The 15912-nt window shown below is 71.3% G+C and carries 18 protein-coding genes; 11 read left to right on the top strand and 7 right to left on the bottom strand.

The window, feature by feature from the left end; all coding sequences use genetic code 11:
* Positions 1–10: 10 nt before the first annotated feature.
* A complete protein-coding gene (locus tag ACFWGP_RS09005; protein WP_231429585.1) occupies positions 11–850 on the top strand; it encodes a hypothetical protein in 840 nt (279 codons plus the stop codon).
* The gene (locus ACFWGP_RS09000; RefSeq protein WP_275505168.1) at positions 850–1197 is read left to right on the top strand and encodes a hypothetical protein; all 348 of its coding nucleotides are present in this window, start codon (positions 850–852) and stop codon (positions 1195–1197) included. The genes ACFWGP_RS09005 and ACFWGP_RS09000 overlap by 1 nt, the downstream gene beginning before the upstream one ends.
* A gap of 10 nt (positions 1198–1207) precedes the next feature.
* Here ACFWGP_RS09000 and ACFWGP_RS08995 read toward each other — a convergent pair whose 3' ends face one another.
* The 3 genes from ACFWGP_RS08995 to ACFWGP_RS08985 form a co-directional block, all read right to left on the bottom strand.
* Complete coding sequence (locus ACFWGP_RS08995; RefSeq protein ID WP_231429587.1) at positions 1208–1408, bottom strand: hypothetical protein; 201 nt, start codon at positions 1406–1408, stop codon at positions 1208–1210.
* A gap of 80 nt (positions 1409–1488) precedes the next feature.
* Complete coding sequence (locus ACFWGP_RS08990) at positions 1489–2463, bottom strand: EamA family transporter (protein ID WP_376930708.1); 975 nt, start codon at positions 2461–2463, stop codon at positions 1489–1491.
* 113 nt (positions 2464–2576) lie between these two features.
* Positions 2577–3665: a 2-phospho-L-lactate transferase CofD family protein gene (locus tag ACFWGP_RS08985; protein ID WP_376930707.1), complete on the bottom strand. Its 1089-nt coding sequence runs from the start codon at positions 3663–3665 to the stop codon at positions 2577–2579.
* 53 nt (positions 3666–3718) lie between these two features.
* Between ACFWGP_RS08985 and ACFWGP_RS08980 the strand changes: the two genes are divergently transcribed.
* The 7 genes from ACFWGP_RS08980 (at position 3719) to ACFWGP_RS08950 (ending at position 11627) form a co-directional block, all read left to right on the top strand.
* The gene (locus tag ACFWGP_RS08980; protein WP_376930706.1) at positions 3719–4660 is read left to right on the top strand and encodes a helix-turn-helix transcriptional regulator; all 942 of its coding nucleotides are present in this window, start codon (positions 3719–3721) and stop codon (positions 4658–4660) included.
* Positions 4661–4746: 86 nt separating this feature from the next.
* Positions 4747–5082: a hypothetical protein gene (locus ACFWGP_RS08975; RefSeq protein ID WP_231429591.1), complete on the top strand. Its 336-nt coding sequence runs from the start codon at positions 4747–4749 to the stop codon at positions 5080–5082.
* 120 nt (positions 5083–5202) lie between these two features.
* Positions 5203–6051 carry a nitrilase-related carbon-nitrogen hydrolase gene (locus ACFWGP_RS08970; RefSeq protein ID WP_275505171.1) on the top strand — a complete coding sequence of 283 codons (849 nt, stop codon included), beginning with the start codon at positions 5203–5205 and terminating at the stop codon, positions 6049–6051.
* 90 nt (positions 6052–6141) lie between these two features.
* Entirely contained in the window at positions 6142–7584 is a 1443-nt protein-coding gene (gene hydA / locus ACFWGP_RS08965) for a dihydropyrimidinase (protein WP_376930705.1), read from the top strand.
* Positions 7585–7642: 58 nt separating this feature from the next.
* Entirely contained in the window at positions 7643–8674 is a 1032-nt protein-coding gene (locus ACFWGP_RS08960) for a TIGR03842 family LLM class F420-dependent oxidoreductase (RefSeq protein WP_231429594.1), read from the top strand.
* 22 nt (positions 8675–8696) lie between these two features.
* Entirely contained in the window at positions 8697–10022 is a 1326-nt protein-coding gene (locus ACFWGP_RS08955) for an aspartate aminotransferase family protein (RefSeq protein WP_376930704.1), read from the top strand.
* A gap of 111 nt (positions 10023–10133) precedes the next feature.
* The gene (locus tag ACFWGP_RS08950; protein ID WP_376930703.1) at positions 10134–11627 is read left to right on the top strand and encodes a CoA-acylating methylmalonate-semialdehyde dehydrogenase; all 1494 of its coding nucleotides are present in this window, start codon (positions 10134–10136) and stop codon (positions 11625–11627) included.
* 13 nt (positions 11628–11640) lie between these two features.
* Here ACFWGP_RS08950 and ACFWGP_RS08945 read toward each other — a convergent pair whose 3' ends face one another.
* The 3 genes from ACFWGP_RS08945 to ACFWGP_RS08935 all read right to left on the bottom strand — a co-directional run bounded on the left by ACFWGP_RS08945 (position 11641) and on the right by ACFWGP_RS08935 (position 13925).
* A complete protein-coding gene (locus tag ACFWGP_RS08945) occupies positions 11641–12123 on the bottom strand; it encodes a CinA family protein (protein ID WP_376930702.1) in 483 nt (160 codons plus the stop codon).
* Position 12124: 1 nt separating this feature from the next.
* Positions 12125–12904: an enoyl-CoA hydratase/isomerase family protein gene (locus tag ACFWGP_RS08940; protein WP_376930701.1), complete on the bottom strand. Its 780-nt coding sequence runs from the start codon at positions 12902–12904 to the stop codon at positions 12125–12127.
* Positions 12905–13085: 181 nt separating this feature from the next.
* Positions 13086–13925, bottom strand: coding sequence for a helix-turn-helix transcriptional regulator (locus ACFWGP_RS08935; RefSeq protein ID WP_376930700.1), 840 nt, complete (start codon positions 13923–13925; stop codon positions 13086–13088).
* 69 nt (positions 13926–13994) lie between these two features.
* Here ACFWGP_RS08935 and ACFWGP_RS08930 point away from each other — a divergent pair, with 69 nt between their 5' ends.
* Positions 13995–14591, top strand: coding sequence for a dihydrofolate reductase family protein (locus ACFWGP_RS08930; RefSeq protein WP_376930699.1), 597 nt, complete (start codon positions 13995–13997; stop codon positions 14589–14591).
* Positions 14592–14642: 51 nt separating this feature from the next.
* Here the strand turns inward: ACFWGP_RS08930 and ACFWGP_RS08925 are convergent, their stop codons facing one another.
* Positions 14643–15566, bottom strand: coding sequence for a LysR family transcriptional regulator (locus tag ACFWGP_RS08925; RefSeq protein ID WP_376930698.1), 924 nt, complete (start codon positions 15564–15566; stop codon positions 14643–14645).
* 138 nt (positions 15567–15704) lie between these two features.
* On the opposite strand from ACFWGP_RS08925, the gene ACFWGP_RS08920 reads away from it, so the two are divergent.
* Entirely contained in the window at positions 15705–15827 is a 123-nt protein-coding gene (locus tag ACFWGP_RS08920; protein ID WP_255679833.1) for a hypothetical protein, read from the top strand.
* Positions 15828–15912: the final 85 nt, after the last annotated feature.

Raw genomic sequence — 15912 nt, 5'->3', positions numbered from 1 at the left:
GAGGCGAGACATGGCCGAACTCGTGCTCGCGGCGGCGACGCCGCACAACCCGCTGCTCTGGCGCGCGATGCGCGACCCGATGCCCGACGACCTCGCGGGGGTCGCGGCGAACTTCGCGCGCTTCCGGCGCGCGTTCGCCGAGCACGACGTCGACGTCGTCGTCGTCATCGGCACCGACCACCTGCGGCAGTTCTTCTACGACACGTCGCCGGCGTTCGTCGTCGGCAAGGCCGACTCGTACCACGGCACGTGGGAGAACGAGGTGCGCACGTTCGGCATGGACGCCGTGGAGGTCTCAGGCCACCGGGAGCTCGCCGACGAGATCTCGGGACGCACCGTGCTGCCCGAGGCGATCGACTTCGCGGTGAGCCTCGAGTGGCGGCTCGACCACAGCTTCGTCATCCCGCTGCAGTACGTCAGGCCCGAGCTCGACCTGCCGGTCGTGCCGATCCACACGAACGCCTCGATGCCGCCGGTGCCGAGCGTGCGACGCTTCATCGCGCTCGGCGAGCACCTGAGCCGGGCGATCTCGTCGTGGGAGTCGGACGCGCGCGTCGCGATCCTCACCTCGGGGCACATGGCGAACGACGTCGGCGGTCCGCGCACGTTCGCGGGCTCGCCCGACCCCGCCTTCGACGAGGCGGCCGCCGCGTGGATGCGCGACGGCGACCTCGACGGGGCGATCCGGGTGTGCAGCGACTTCGAGCGCATCACCGAGGCCGGATGCATGACCTACCAGTACCTCAACGCGATCACCGCGCTCGCGGCGATGGGCCGCCCCGCCGACTTCGTCGACGTCGCCGAGTCGCGCTTCGCGTCGAGCCCGTTCTTCCTGTGGGGGAGCCGCTGATGACGAAGTACATGGTCGACAAGTTCATGCGGTACGTCGAACTGAGCGACGCGCGCGTGGCGGCCTACGCCGCCGATCCGGCGGCCTACGTCGAGGGATGGCTCGGCGCCGGCGCCGGCGCGGAGGGCGCGACCGACGACCGCGTGCTGACCGAGGCGGAGCGCGCGGCCTTCGCCGCCCGCGACTACGCGGCGCTCTACGCGCTCGGCGCCCACCCCTACCTGCTGTGGCACTTCACCGAGGCGGTGCATGCTCACGAGTTCACTCCCGAGCAGGGATGGCGCGAGCTCGTCGAGCGGTATCGTGCCGGCGTGGCGCCGCAGGGGGTCGTCGACTACATTCCGTAGGCCGGTCGGTTCACTCCTCCACGCCGGGGTCGCCGCCGTCGAGCCCGCCGTCGGTCGAGTCGGTCATCGGCTCGGCGTCGTCGGTCGTTCCTCGCTCGTCGGAGGCGCGCTCGCGGTCCTCGACGTCGCGGGCCAGGCGCTCCGCCCGCTGGTCGCCCGCGCGCCGGGCCTCGGTGTCGGCGGTGGTCTCGGGATCGTTCATCGAGGTCATGTCGCCCTCCAGGGTCGCTCGTCGGGGTACGCGACCACGCTCGCAGCAGGCGGTCCGTCGGGCAACGGGCTTGACAGGGCTCAGGCGACGCCGAGCAGCACCGAGGCCGCGAGTGCGAGCAGCGCGCCGACGAGCTGCACGCGTGAGAGGTGCTCGCGCAGCACGATCCAGGCGAGCGCCATCGTCGCGAGCGGGTAGAGGTTCGTGAGCACGGCGACGACGGCGACGTTGCCCGCGTGCAGCCCGAGCATGAGCAGCACGTTCGCGATGCCCGTGAGCAGGCCGGCCGCTGCCGCGGACAGCATCGCGGTCGAGGCCAGACCGTGCGTCCCGGCCTCTGCAGGAGATTCGTCGCCATCCTCGGTGCGGGCGGGGGAGCGGTCGGATTCTCGAGCAGGAGCTGCGGACTCGAGCGACGCGGCGGGCGGGTCGAGCAGCGCGAGCAGGCGGCGGATCGGTGCGCTCACCGGCGCGAGCAGTGCGACGGCGAGCAGCACGACCGCGCCCGTGACCGAGTCGAGCAGCACCGGGACGAGCCCCGAGTCGTCGGGCACCCGGTCGAGGGCGACCGTCGCGAAGCCGAAGCCGAGGCCGGCCGCGAGCGTGAACACGACCGTGCGGGTGCTGAGGCCGCTGACGCTCAGTCGATGCTCCATGCCGATCAGCACCGAGCCGACGACGGCGGCGACGACGGCCACCCAGACCAGCGGACCGAGCGGATCGCCGATGATGAGTGCTGCCGCGACCGGCACCGCCGAGCTCAGCAGGGCGATGACGGGCGTCACGAGCGAGATCGGCCCGGCGGCCAGTGCCGCGAAGAACGCGAGGAAGCCGATGAGCGCGAGCACCCCGGCGATGAGCCCGCTCGTCACCGCCGGCAGCGACCAGACCCCACCGGTCGCCGACACCACGACGACGAGCACGAGCGCGGCGACCGCGTAGTTGACCGTCGTCGACGCGAACACGGTCGCGCGCCGCGCCGCGACGCCGCCGAGGAAGTCGGCGACGCCGTAGGCGAGCGCCGCACCGAGCGCGAGCGCCACGACTGCGATCATCGCCCAATCCTCCCGCGGCCGACCGACACCCTGCCATCGCACGACTGCCTGCCGTCGAGCACATCCGGTCGGTCGACCGGGTCGACCGGGTCGCCCGACCGCTCGCCCACGCGCTACTCGACGGTCGGCAGGGCGCCCGCGAGCTCGAGCGCGGCCTCGGCGAGCGCCGCCGAGGTGTCGACGTCGCGCATCCACAGCGGCACCGCGGCCGCGACCAGCCCGGCCTCGGCGAGCGGGCCCAGCGCCGAGGCATCCGTCTCGTCGACGAGCCAGCCGTCGATGATGCCGCCACCGGATCGCGCGCCGTAGTGCCGGCCGACCGCCTCCGCGCTCGTCTCGACGCCGATGACCGGCAGGCACGCATCGGCCATGCCGCGCACGACGCGGCCGCCGATGATCGGCGAGACGCCGACGACCGGTGCGGATGTCGCGGCGAGTGCCTCGCGGATGCCGGGCACCGCGACGATCGTGCCGATCGACACGACGGGGTTCGACGGGGCGACGAGCACCACGTCGGCGCCCTCGATCGCCTCGACGACGCCGGGGGCCGGCCGAGCCGAGGCGAGGTTCCGCTGCGTGAAGGCGAGCGCGGGGACGGCGGCGCGGTGCCTGGTCCACCACTCCTGGAAGTGCATCGCCGCCCTCGTCGGCGCGCCGTCAGGCGGCGGTGCGTCGGCCGGCGCCCCGGCGACCGAATCGCCCAGTGCGGCGGCATCCACCGTGACCCAGGTGTCGACCTCGGTGTCGGTCGCGGGGACGAGTCGCGCCCCGAGCGGCCAGCGCCGCTGCAGGCGGTCGCCGACCTGCGACGGGGTGAGGCCCTCGCGCAGCCACGCGGTGCGGGCGAGGTGCGTGCCGAGGTCGAGGTCGCCGAGGGTGAACCACGGCCAGCCGACGCCCCACTCGCGCAGCTCCGCGGCGACGCGTTCGGTCTCGCCGGCGCGACCCCAGCCGCGTTCGGTGTCGTTGACGCCGGCGAGGGCGTAGAGCAGCGAGTCGAAGTCGGGCATGAGCCGCACGCCCGCGAGCCACACGTCGTCGCCGGTGTTCACGACGACGGTGATCTCGTCGGGGGAGGCGCCGCCGGGCCACTCGCCGACCGCCGCACCCGCCTGCGCGTCGGCACGACGCCGCACGGCCTCTCGCAGCCCGAGCACGAAACGGGAACCGCCGACGCCGCCGGCCAGCACGGTGATCTTCACCCTGACATCGTCCCATCGGCCGCGGCCTCTCGAAAACGAGGCAGGATGGTCCGATGGGCGAGGTGATGAGGCTCCGATCCGGAGACGTCGGCGTGGTCGAGCCGATCTGGCAGCAGTTCGCCCCGAGCGCGCGCATCAAGCGGGTCGAGCCCGCACGATTCCGGTTCGAGTGGGATTCGGCCTCGCTCGACGGCTTCTCGGTCGTCGAGTACCGGCTCGACGCCGACGTGGACTCCGTGGTCGACGCCGCCGACCAGCTCTTCGTCTGCCAGTTGACGACCCCCGGCGGCGGCGTGGGCACCGCACGCACCGCGTTCGACGCGGCGATGCCGTGGGCCTGCAGCCGCAGGCCGGTGGAGGCGAGCTGGCGGGGCGAGGCGCAGGTGCGGGCGTTCATCTTCGACCTCGCCGGCGCCGAGCGCCTGGCGCGGCGCATGAGCGGCGACGACGCGCTGCGGCTGCGGGTGCTCGACCCGCAGCCGAGATCGGCGGCCGCCGGACGCGCCTGGCTCAGCGCGTTCGACCACGTCCGTCGTTCGCTCGTCGACGACGGCGGGCACGACGAGCCGCTCATCGCGGCCGAGCTCGCCGCCCACGCGCTGCGGATCACGCTCGCCGCGATCCCGACGACCTACCTCGACACGATCGAGCGGTCGCCGCAGCGCGGCCCGGCCGACGCCACCGTGCGCCGTGCGATGACCTACATCGACCAGCATGCGCGCGAGCCGATCACGGTCGACGAGGTCGCCGAAGCCGTGCACATCTCGACGCGCGGGCTGCAGTACGCGTTCCTGCGGTCGACGGGCGAGTCGCCGATGCAGTACCTGCGACGCGTGCGCCTCGCCGGCGCCCACGACGAGCTCGTCCTCGGCGTCGAGGCGGTCGCGGTCGTCGCCCGGCGCTGGGGGTTCGGGCACTCGTCGCGCTTCGCGCGCTACTACCGCGAGCAGTACGGCTGCACGCCGAGCGAGCAGCTCCGCCGCGCGCGTTCCTGACGTCGTTCGTCATCTGCAGCGAGTCGTTCGCATACCGGCTGCTTCCGCAGCGCCCCGGGGGCGACCGCGCTCCTACGCTCGATCGCATGGGCACCATCTACTACGGCAGCGGCTTGAGCACCCGCATCGAGGACCGCGCGCTCGCGCACCTCAAGGTCGCGATCATCGCGAAGCTGCGCCGCAACGAGAGCTTCACGCTGTCGTGGGCGCATCCCGAGGACCACCCCGAGGGTCGGAGCACTCTCTGGCTGCACCCCGCGATCCCGCTGCGCTTCGTCTTCGACGAGCCGGAGGCGCCCGAGCTCAACCGCGAGTGGCTCGAGCAGCTCATGCGTTCGGCGAACAGCACCGGCGGCATCCAGCTCGTGCCCGAGCACCTCGAGCCGCTGCAGCAGTCGCAGCCGCAGCGAGAGGTGGCCTGACCCGACCCTCCCTCGCGTGCTCATCCGAGCAGCCCATTGCCCCATCCGCGCCCCGGCGAGAGTATGGGTCGACAGGCACCATGAGCCACGAGAGCACCTCGAAGTGCGGCAGGAGGCAGCATGACCACCGTCCGAGCGGCCATCACCCAGACGACCTGGACCGGCGACAAGGCATCGATGCTCGACAAGCACGAGCAGTTCGCCCGAGACGCCGCAGCGCAGGGCGCGCAGGTCGTCTGCTTCCAAGAGCTGTTCTACGGCCCGTACTTCGGCATCACGCAGGATCAGAAGTACTACCGCTTCGCCGAGGCGGCCGACGGGCCGATCGTGCAGCGCTTCGCCGCGGTCGCGAAGGAACTCGGCACCGTCATGGTGCTGCCGATCTACGAAGAGGCCGAGACCGGGGTCTACTACAACACCTCGGTGCTGGTCGACGCCGACGGCGAGATCCTCGGCAAGTACCGCAAGCACCACCTGCCGCACCTCGACCGGTTCTGGGAGAAGTTCTACTTCCGCCCCGGCAACCTCGGCTACCCCGTCTTCGACACCGCGGTCGGCCGGGTCGGCATGTACATCTGCTACGACCGGCACTTCCCCGAAGGGTGGCGCGAGCTCGGCCTGAACGATGCGCACATGGTGTTCAACCCGAACGCGACGAAGCCCGGCCTCTCGAACCGCCTGTGGGAGGTCGAGGGCCCGTGCGCCGCGGTCGCCAACGGCTACTTCGTGCTGCAGCCGAACCGCGTCGGCCGCGAGGACAACGAGTACGGCGAGCTCGCCGTCGACTTCTACGGCACGAGCCAGGTCATCGACCCGCGCGGAAACTTCGTCGGCGAGCGCGGCTCGAGCGAGCACGAGGAGCTGCTCGTGCGCGACCTCGACCTCGACATGGTGCGGCAGATGCGCGACGACTGGCAGTTCTACCGCGACCGCCGGCCCGACTCCTACACGAAGATCGCGAAGCCGTGAAGTCGTCGATCGAGTAGCGAAGCGGATCGAGATCACGCAGGTTCTCGATACGGCCACCGGCCTACTCGACCGGCGGAGATTGGAGCATCAATGACCACGACCCTCATCACCGGCGGCACGGTCGTCAGCGCGACCGGTCGCGCCGCGGCCGACGTGCTCATCGACGGCGAGCGCATCGTCGCCCTCCTCGAACCGGGTTCCGAACTGCTCGGCACGGATGTCGCGGCGAGCGCCGATCGCGTCATCGACGCCACCGGCAAGTACGTGATCCCCGGCGGCATCGACGCGCACACGCACATGCAGCTGCCGTTCGGCGGCACCGAGGCGAGCGACACGTTCGAGACGGGAACGCGTGCCGCCGCGCACGGCGGCACGACGTCGATCATCGACTTCGCCGTGCAGCGCTACGGCGAGCGCGTGCAAGACGGCCTCGCCGCCTGGCACGAGAAGGCCGCGGGCAACTGCGCGATCGACTACGGCTTCCACCAGATCGTCGGCGGCGTCGACGACGACGCCCTCGCCGCGATGCGCGCGCTGCCCGACGAGGGCATCTCGAGCTTCAAGCTCTTCATGGCCTATCCGGGCGTCTTCTACTCCGACGACGCCCAGGTGCTGAAGGCGATGCAGGTCTCGCGCGACACCGGCATGCTCACGATGATGCACGCCGAGAACGGGCCGGCGATCGACGTGCTCGCCGAGCAGCTCGTCGCAGCGGGCAAGACCGACCCGTACTTCCACGGCATCGCCCGAGCCTGGGAGATGGAGGAGGAGGCGACCCACCGCGCGATCATGCTCGCGAAGCTCACGGGCGCCCCGCTCTACGTGGTGCACGTGTCGGCGAAGCAGGCGGTCGAGCAGCTCGCGTGGGCGCGCGACAAGGGGCAGAACGTGTTCGGCGAGACCTGTCCCCAGTACCTCTACCTCTCGCTCGAAGACCAGCTCGCCGCATCCAGCGACCAATGGGGTGCCTTCGAAGGCGCCAAGTGGGTGTGCTCGACCCCGCTGCGCTCGCGAGAAGAGGGGCACCAGCAGGCGATGTGGCAGGCGCTGCGCACGAACGACCTGCAGATGGTCTCGACCGACCACTGTCCCTTCTGCATGAAAGACCAGAAAGAGCTCGGGCTCGGCGACTTCCGCAAGATCCCGAACGGCATCGGCGGCGTCGAGCACCGCATGGACCTCATGTACCAGGGCGTCGTGACCGGCGAGATCACCCTCGAACGCTGGGTCGAGCTCACGTCGACGACGCCGGCGCGCATGTTCGGGCTGTACGGCCGCAAGGGCGTCATCCAGCCCGGCGCCGATGCCGACGTCGTGGTCTACGACCCGAACGGGCGCACCTCGATCGGCTACGGCGAGGGACGCACGCACCACATGAACATGGACCACTCCGCGTGGGAGGGCTTCGAGATCGACGGGCACGTCGACACGGTGCTCTCGCGGGGCAAGGTCGTCGTCGACGGCGGCGAGTACCTCGGCGCCAAGGGCGACGGCCGGTTCCTGAAGCGCGGCCTGAGCCAGTACTTGAGCTGACGTCGTCGGTCGAGGAGCGCGAAGCGCGTATCGAGACCACGGCATGGAAGGAGACGAAATGGACTTCGGCGCAGTGCTGCAGACCAACCCGCCGTCGGCGCGGGCGATCCAGCTCGCCAAGCTCGCGGAGGACCACGGCTTCAGCCATGTGTGGACGTTCGACTCGCACCTGCTCTGGCAGGAGCCGTACGTGATCCACTCCCAGATCCTCGCCGAGACGCGCAAGATCACGGTCGGCCCGTTCGTGACGAACCCCGCCACCCGCGACTGGACGGTCACCGCGAGCGTGTTCGCCACGCTCAACGAGATGTACGGCAACCGCACGATCTGCGGGATCGGTCGCGGCGACTCGGCGGTGCGCGTGACGAACGGCAAGCCGACCACGATCGCCGAGCTGCGGGAGTCGATCCACGTCATCCGCGAACTCGCGAACTCGCGGCCGGTCGAGTACCACGGCTCGACCCTGCAGTTCCCGTGGAGCGAGGGGTCGAAGCTCGAGGTGTGGGTCGCCGCGTACGGTCCGCTCGCGCTCAAGGCCGCCGGCGAGGTCGGCGACGGCTTCATCCTGCAGCTGGCCGACGTCGACATCGCGGCGTGGATGATCCGGCACGTGCGCGAGGCCGCCGAGGCCGCGGGCCGCGACCCCATGTCGGTGAAGATCTGCGTGGCCGCCCCCTTCTACATCGGCGACGACCGCGCGCACATGCGCGACCAGTGCCGCTGGTTCGGCGGGATGGTCGGCAACCACATCGCCGACATCGTGGAGAAGTACGGCTCGAAGTCGGAGGCCGCGGGCGGGGCCGTCCCCGAGGCGCTGTCGTCGTACATCGCCGGTCGCAAGGGCTACGACTACAACGAGCACGGCCGCGCCGGCAACACGCACACCGACTTCGTGCCCGACGAGATCATCGACCGCTTCTGCCTGCTCGGCAACGCCGACGAGCACATCGAGAAGCTCGAGCAGCTGAAGGCGCTCGGCGTCGACCAGTTCGCCGGCTACCTGCAGCACGACAACAAGGAGGAGACGCTTCGCGTCTACGGCGAGACCGTCATCCCGGCGCTCGCCGACCACGTCACCGCGAAGCGCTGATCCGTTCGACGAAGGGCACCCCATGACCGACAGCCTCACCGACGGGCTCGACGAACTCGCGCGAGAGCTCGACCAGGCGCACGTGTTCCACTCCTGGTCGGCGCAGGCGGCGCCGCCGGGACTCGTCGTCGCGAGCGGTCGCGGCTCGCGGGTGTGGGACCACGCCGGACGCGAGTACCTCGACTTCTCGAGCCAGCTCGTGAACGTCAACATCGGGCACGAGCACCCGGCCGTCGTCGCCGCCATCCGCGAGCAGGCCGAGCTGCTCACGACGATCGCACCGTCGACCGTCAACCTCGCCCGCGGCGAGGCGGCCAAGCGTATCGTCGACCGAGCGCCCGACGGCTTCTCGAAGGTGTTCTTCACGAACGGCGGCGCCGACGCGAACGAGAACGCGGTGCGTATGGCACGCCTGCACACCGGCCGCGACAAGGTGCTCTCGACGTACCGCTCCTACCACGGCAACACCGGTGCGGCGATCGTCGCGACGGGCGACTGGCGGCGCATGCCGAACGAGTTCGCCCGCGGCCACGTGCACTTCTTCGGTCCCTACCTGTACCGCTCGGAGTTCTGGGCGTCGACGCCCGAAGAGGAGTCGGAGCGCGCCCTGCGTCACCTCTCCCGGGTGATCGAGTCGGAGGGGCCGCAGACGATCGCGGCGGTGCTCCTCGAGACGATCCCCGGCACCGCAGGCGTCCTCGTGCCGCCGCCCGGCTACCTCGCCGGGGTGCGTGCGCTGTGCGACGCGCACGGCATCCTGCTCATCCTCGACGAGGTGATGGCGGGGTTCGGTCGCACCGGCCGCTGGTTCGCGTTCGACGGCTACGACGTGCGCCCCGACCTCATCACCTTCGCGAAGGGCGTGAACTCGGGCTACGTGCCCGCCGGCGGCGTCGTGATCTCCGACCCGATCGCGGCGACCTTCGACGACCGGGTGTTCCCGGGCGGGCTCACCTACTCGGGCCATCCGCTCGCGATGGCGTCGATCGTCGCAACCCTCGACGCCATGTCGTCGGAGCGCATCGTGGAGCACGCCCGCGAGATCGGCGCCGAGGCGATCGCCCCGGCCCTCGCAGACCTCGCCGACCGGCACGACGTCATCGGCGAGGTGCGCGGCGAGGGCGTGTTCTGGGCCGTCGAGCTGGTCGCCGACCGCAAGACCCGCGAGCCGCTGCCGGCCGCGGCCATGGGCCGCATCAAGTCCGCGCTCATCGGGCGCGGGCTGCTGCCATTCATCCAGGACAACCGCATCCACGTCGTGCCGCCCTGCGTCGTCACGGCCGACGAGGTCGCCGAGGCGGCCGCGATCTACGACGACGTGCTGGCGACCGCACTGGTCGCCGACTAGCGGAGAAGGAGGTCGGTCGAGGAGGCGCGCAGCGCCGTATCGAGGCCACACCGGCATGCTGGTCTCGATGCGCTCCTTCGTCACCACTCGACCGGCGAGAGGAGAACGATCATGACCGACACCATCCAGCACTGGATCGGCGGGGCGCCTGCGGGCGGCGACGCCGCCCGCACCGGACCCGTCTACAACCCCGCGCTCGGCGTCGAGCAGAAGCGGGTGGCGTTCGCCGAGGCATCCGACGTCGATGCCGCGGTGGAAGCCGCGGCCGGCGCCTTCCCCGCCTGGCGCGACACCTCGATGGCGAAGCGCCAGCAGGTGATGTTCCGGTTCCGCGAACTGCTGAACGAGCGGTCGGGCGAGCTCGCCGAGATCCTCACGAGCGAGCACGGCAAGGTGCTCGGCGACGCGCAGGGCGAGATCTCGCGCGGCCTCGAGGTCGTCGAGCTCGCCTGCGCGATGCCGTTCGCGACGAAGGGCGAGTACTCCGAGAACGTGTCGACCGGCGTCGACGTGTACACGCTGCGCCAGCCCGTCGGCGTGGTCGGCATCATCTCGCCGTTCAACTTCCCGGCGATGGTGCCGCTGTGGTTCTTCCCGCTCGCGATCGCGACCGGCAACACGGTCGTGCTGAAGCCCTCCGAGAAGGACCCGTCGGCTGCGGTCTGGCTCGCCCGGCTCATGCAGGAGGCGGGGCTGCCCGACGGCGTGCTCAACGTCGTGCACGGCGACAAGGTCGCCGTCGACGCCTTGCTCGAGCACCCGACCGTGCGCTCGATCTCGTTCGTCGGCTCGACGCCGATCGCACGGTACATCTACGCGACGGCCACCGCGAACGGCAAGCGGGTGCAGGCCCTCGGCGGCGCGAAGAACCACATGCTCGTGCTGCCCGACGCCGACCTCGACCTCGCGGCCGACGCCGCGGTGAACGCCGGCTTCGGCTCCGCGGGCGAGCGGTGCATGGCGATCTCCGCGGTGCTCGCGGTCGAGCAGGTCGCCGACGAGTTCGTGGCGAAGGTCGCCGAGCGGATGTCGCGGCTCACGACCGGCGACGGTCGGCGCGGCTGCGACATGGGCCCGCTGATCACCCGCGAGCACCGCGACAAGGTCGCCGGCTACCTCGACGTGGCGGCGACCGACGGCGCGAGCGTCGTCGTCGACGGGCGCGACCCGCAGGTCGACGGCGACCCGAACGGCTTCTGGATGGGCCCGACCCTCGTCGACCGGGTGCCGACATCGTCGGCGGTGTACCGCGACGAGATCTTCGGCCCCGTGCTCTCGGTCGTGCGGGTCTCGGGCTACGAGGAGGGGCTCGGGATCATCAACGCGTCGCCCTACGGCAACGGCACCGCGATCTTCACGAACGACGGCGGGGCCGCCCGCCGGTTCCAGCGCGAGGTGACGGTCGGCATGGTCGGCATCAACGTGCCGATCCCCGTGCCGGTGGCGTACCACTCGTTCGGCGGCTGGAAGGACTCGTTCTTCGGCGACGCGAAGGCCTACGGCGCCCGCGGCTTCGACTTCTTCACGCAGGAGAAGGCGATCACCTCCCGCTGGCTCGACCCGAGCCACGGCGGGATCAACCTGGGCTTCCCGCAGCACGAGTAGCCGCGGGCGCGCCTCAGGCGATCGGAGGCAGGGCGTCGCGCAGCAGGCGCAGCGCGGCGCCCACCGTCTGGTGCACGACCTCGGACGGGTCGCCTTCGAACTGGAAGTGCACGTCGTGGATCTCGCCGCGCACGGCGACCGCCGCGAAGACGCTCCCCGCCGGTTCGCCGTCGGCCGGGTCGGGGCCGCCCACTCCCGTCACCGCGATCGCGGCGTCGGCGTCGAGGAGCAGGGCGGCACCCGTCGCGAGTTCACGTGCGCACTGCGCCGATGCGACCGATTCGGCGGTGACGCCGAGCACCTCGCGCTTGACGCCCTCGGCGTAGGCGATGATCCCGCCGCGGAACCAGTCGGATGCCTCGTGCCCCGCGCCCAGCGCGTTCGAGAGCGCGCCGCTCGTGAGCGATTCGGCGGCGACCACGGTGAGACCCGCCGCCTGTGCGCGGTCGGCGACCTCCTCGGCGATGCGCATGAACTTCTCGGCCGGATCCTTCATGTCAGCCCCTTCGTGCGGTGAACGCCGCGATGCGTGCCTGCGCCTCGGGCGTCGCGAACGCGGCGCCGATCGTGCTCGCCTCGTCGTCGAGCGCGTCGGCGAACGGGCGGACGAGCCCCGATCGCACGAGCCGTTTCGCCTGCCCGAACGCGGCGGTCGCCCCGTCGAGCCAGGACCGCGCGACGTCGAGCGCACGCGGCGCGACCTCATCGGGCGCGACGACCTCGGTGACGAGACCCCAGTCGAGCGCCTCGGCGGCGGTGATCGTGCGCGGGGTGAGGGTGAGCTCGAGCGCGCGACGCGTGCCGATCGCCTCGGGCAGCAGCGTGCTCACCCCGCAGTCGGGCGTCAGCCCGACGTCGCTGTACCGGCTCGCGAACGTCGCCTGCTCGCTCGCGACGATGAGGTCGGCGACGAGCATGAAGCCGAGCCCGCCGCCGGCGACCGGCCCCTGCACGGCCGCGACGATCGGCTTCGCGCTCTCGCGCAGCGTCAGGTGGCCGTCGTGGATGCGGTCGGCGAGGCCCGTGATCACGCTCGCGGCGTCGCCGCCCGCGGCGGCGAGCTCCGACATCGCGACGACGTCGCCGCCCGCGCAGAACGCCCGGCCCGAGGCATCCAGCAGCACCGCGCCGACGTCGTCGCGCTCCGCGATCTCGTGCGCGATCTCCTGCCAGCGCGCGATCGCGCCGGGGTCGACGGCGTTGAGCCTGGCGGGGCGGTTGAGGGTGACGCGGGCGAGCCCGTCGGTCACGTCGAGGAGGATCGCGTCATCGGCCATGACGCCGGAGCCTACTCGTCTCGTCGGCTGCGCGCGCGGGCGTTGGCGACCTCCTGACGCGAGCACCCCGACCGGGCCGCACGGGCAGTGGCGGATCGCCAACCCGGGGGCAGCCGACCGGTGTCAGACGCCGAAGTCCGGAGCCGGTGCGTTGAGGCGGGCGATCTCGCCCGTGTCACCGTCACCCGATGGCGGCCTGCGCGGTCGTCGGGTCGCTGCCGACGAGCGCGGTCGGGGTCCACCCCGCGTACCTCCGGACTTCGCGCACCAAGTGGCTCTGGTCGGAGAATCCGAGACGGGCCGCCACGTCGGCGGCGGGCAGCGACCGGAGGGCGACCGCAGCGCGCTCGAATCGCACGAGACTCGCGGCGGCCTTCGGCCCGATGCCGACCTGCTCGGTGAAGCGCGAGGTCACGTGGCGCTGGCTCCACCCCGTCTGCTCGACCAGGTCGCCGATCCTGACCCGCCCGCCGGAACGGCCGATCTGCCGCCACATCCAGCCGACGAAGGGCTCGACCGGCCGGCCGCGTCTGAGCAGGTCGAGCAACACGCGGTCGATGAGCGCGAATCGGCGCGGCCAGGTCCGAGCGGCCCACAGCTGCTCGACCAGCCGGTCGTCGAAGACCGGGACCGCGTCGGCGAGTTCCACCACGCGGGCCGCGAGCTCGCGGCCCGGCAGGCCGAGCAGTCGGGTGACGCCGAGCGGGGTCAGGTAGACCTGCAGGCAGTGCTGCTCCGCCTCGAACTTCGTCGTCGCGTGGCCGGGCATGATGCCGGCGACGAACGACATGTGGCGACCCGTGCCCTCGCCGGCCGAGAGGTCGACCACGTCGAGGGGCCGTCCGAACGACAGCACCAGCGGAATCAGGGTTCCCGCCACCTGGCGGCGTACGACGGGACGGTCGACGCGTTCGTGATGGCCCACGATGCCGGCCACGAGTCCGGCGAACTCGGGGCGCACGCGATGTCGCACCAGGACCGGGCCCGGTGCGGTCGTCTCGATCACCACGTCGTTCTTCATCGTCGGTCGATTTTCTTCAAGCCGTCGGCGGCTGCTGCCGCGCAGCATGGGTCATGGAAGGAGAACATGATGCGCAGACTGATCGCGATCGAATTCCTCTCGGTCGATGGAGTCATGCAAGGACTCGGGTCGCCCGACGAAGACCGCGAGGGCGGCTTCGAGCACGGCGGATGGGGAGCACCCTACGCCGAAGCGATCCATGCCTCCAGCGCCTCAGGCGGGCTCGAGGGCACGACCGCCTACCTCTTCGGGCGGAAGACCTACGAGAAGATGGCGGCCTTCTGGCCGTCGGTCCCCGACGGCAACCCGATCGCCGCCCACATGAACGCCACCGAGAAGCACGTCGCGACGGGCACCATGACCGAGTTCGGCTGGCACAACACGAGGGCACTGAGCGGCGACCTCGTCGACGGCGTCGAAGCGCTGAAGCGAGCCGGCGACGGTGCCATCGCGATCCTCGGCAGCGGCGTGCTCGTGCGCGCGCTGCTCGAGGCCGGGCTGATCGACGGGCTGCGACTGTTCGTGCACCCGCTGATCCTCGGGTCGGGCAAGCGGCTCTTCGGCGACCTCGAGAGCCCGCGCGCGCTCGCGCTGACCGGCTGCGACACCACCCCCATGGGAAGCCTCGTGCTCGAATACGACGTCGAGCACGACGACGAGCCCTGAACGGCGAGCGGATGCCTCGTGGCGCGTCGCGACCGCGACGGGCGCCCGCGGCTACCGGTCGTTCTCGAGGTGCTGTCGCTCGAGCCGTGCCGACTGGGAGACGAGCACGTCGAGCACGGTGCGCACCGCGAGCCGCTCGGCGACGTCGGGTCGCACGAGCGCGACGATCTGCCGGGCGCTCGCGACACCGCGAAGCGGCTTCAGCACGATCGAGTCGGGCACGGCACCGGAGGTGTACCTCGGAACGAAGGCGATGCCGAGGCCGGCCTCGATGAACGCCTCCATGATGCGCATGTCGCTGAACCGCTGGCTCACGACGGCACGACGGCCGGCCTGCTGCTCGATCGCGTGCAGGATGCGTTCGAACGGGAACCCCGGCGGCACGCCGAGCCAGTTCTCGTCGACGAGGTCGGCCGGGGTGACCTGGGCGCGGGCGGCGAGCCGGTGATCCGCGGGCAGGCCGATGTCGAGCGGCTCGGTGAGGAGCGGCACGACGGTGAGGCCGCGGCCGCCCCACGGCAGCATGCCCGGCATCGTGTGCGCGAGCACGATGTCGTGGTCGGCCGTGAGGTCGCCGAACTCGGCGAGCTCGGGATCGAGGTCGGTGGCGTGGACGACGAGCCCCGCCACCTCGGAGAGCTCGATGAGCACCGAGGGCAGCAGGGTCGCACCGATCGTCGGGAACGTCATCAGCGTGACCTCGCCCGAGGGGTCGTTGCGGAACTCGTCCCACAGGGCGGTCGCGTGCTCGATCGCGATCGCGACATCGGCCGCGCTGCGCGCGAGTGCGTGCCCGGCGCTCGTGAGCACGACGCCGCGGCCGCTGCGCGCGGTGAGCGGCATGCCGGCTTCGCGTTCGAGCACCTTGAGCTGCTGCGAGACCGCCGAGGGGGTGCGGCCGGTCGCCTCGGCCACGGCCGTGACGCTGCCGCGTTCGGCGAGTTCGCGGAGCAGGTCGAGGCGTCGCACATCCATGAAGCAATACTACAACGTTGATGTAGCACTGTGAGCTTGTGCTGAATAGTTCGAGGCGAGAGAATTGTGACGTCGAACGGATGCAACGGTGCACGGTCGCTCGACTCAACCGCATCGTTCCACCCGAAGGGATCCATCGTGATCAGCGTCATCGTTCTGCTCAGCGTCGTCTCGGTCGCCGCCATCGCCGGCTCGATCGTCGTCACCGCGCGCGACGGCTACCGCCGCCAGCCGCGAGAGACGTTCGCGCGCACCGTCTGAGTGCCGCGAATCCCCGGAGGTCAGTTCTCCGGGGCATGCAGGGCCGCCGCGCGGGGGAGGGACACCCCCTGTGAAGCGAGTGCGG

Source organism: Agromyces sp. NPDC127015, from assembly GCF_042725165.1.
In the GTDB taxonomy this organism is placed as follows: Bacteria; Actinomycetota; Actinomycetes; order Actinomycetales; family Microbacteriaceae; genus Agromyces; species Agromyces chromiiresistens.
Note: the sequence above shows the minus strand (reverse complement) of the source record. Positions and strands in the feature narration are given on the sequence as shown.

Excerpts from the sequence above, each read along its gene's own strand:
- ACFWGP_RS08960 (WP_231429594.1), top strand. The coding sequence starts at position 7,643 with ATGGACTTCGGCGCAGTGCTGCAGACCAACCCGCCGTCGGCGCGGGCG.
- ACFWGP_RS08940 (WP_376930701.1), bottom strand. The coding sequence starts at position 12,904 with ATGGCCGATGACGCGATCCTCCTCGACGTGACCGACGGGCTCGCCCGC.
- ACFWGP_RS08980 (WP_376930706.1), top strand. The coding sequence starts at position 3,719 with ATGGGCGAGGTGATGAGGCTCCGATCCGGAGACGTCGGCGTGGTCGAG.
- ACFWGP_RS08955 (WP_376930704.1), top strand. The coding sequence starts at position 8,697 with ATGACCGACAGCCTCACCGACGGGCTCGACGAACTCGCGCGAGAGCTC.
- ACFWGP_RS09005 (WP_231429585.1), top strand. The coding sequence starts at position 11 with ATGGCCGAACTCGTGCTCGCGGCGGCGACGCCGCACAACCCGCTGCTC.
- ACFWGP_RS08935 (WP_376930700.1), bottom strand. The coding sequence starts at position 13,925 with ATGAAGAACGACGTGGTGATCGAGACGACCGCACCGGGCCCGGTCCTG.
- ACFWGP_RS08970 (WP_275505171.1), top strand. The coding sequence starts at position 5,203 with ATGACCACCGTCCGAGCGGCCATCACCCAGACGACCTGGACCGGCGAC.
- ACFWGP_RS08975 (WP_231429591.1), top strand. The coding sequence starts at position 4,747 with ATGGGCACCATCTACTACGGCAGCGGCTTGAGCACCCGCATCGAGGAC.
- ACFWGP_RS08925 (WP_376930698.1), bottom strand. The coding sequence starts at position 15,566 with ATGGATGTGCGACGCCTCGACCTGCTCCGCGAACTCGCCGAACGCGGC.
- hydA (WP_376930705.1), top strand. The coding sequence starts at position 6,142 with ATGACCACGACCCTCATCACCGGCGGCACGGTCGTCAGCGCGACCGGT.
- ACFWGP_RS08995 (WP_231429587.1), bottom strand. The coding sequence starts at position 1,408 with ATGACCTCGATGAACGATCCCGAGACCACCGCCGACACCGAGGCCCGG.
- ACFWGP_RS08950 (WP_376930703.1), top strand. The coding sequence starts at position 10,134 with ATGACCGACACCATCCAGCACTGGATCGGCGGGGCGCCTGCGGGCGGC.
- ACFWGP_RS08990 (WP_376930708.1), bottom strand. The coding sequence starts at position 2,463 with ATGATCGCAGTCGTGGCGCTCGCGCTCGGTGCGGCGCTCGCCTACGGC.
- ACFWGP_RS08930 (WP_376930699.1), top strand. The coding sequence starts at position 13,995 with ATGCGCAGACTGATCGCGATCGAATTCCTCTCGGTCGATGGAGTCATG.
- ACFWGP_RS09000 (WP_275505168.1), top strand. The coding sequence starts at position 850 with ATGACGAAGTACATGGTCGACAAGTTCATGCGGTACGTCGAACTGAGC.
- ACFWGP_RS08945 (WP_376930702.1), bottom strand. The coding sequence starts at position 12,123 with ATGAAGGATCCGGCCGAGAAGTTCATGCGCATCGCCGAGGAGGTCGCC.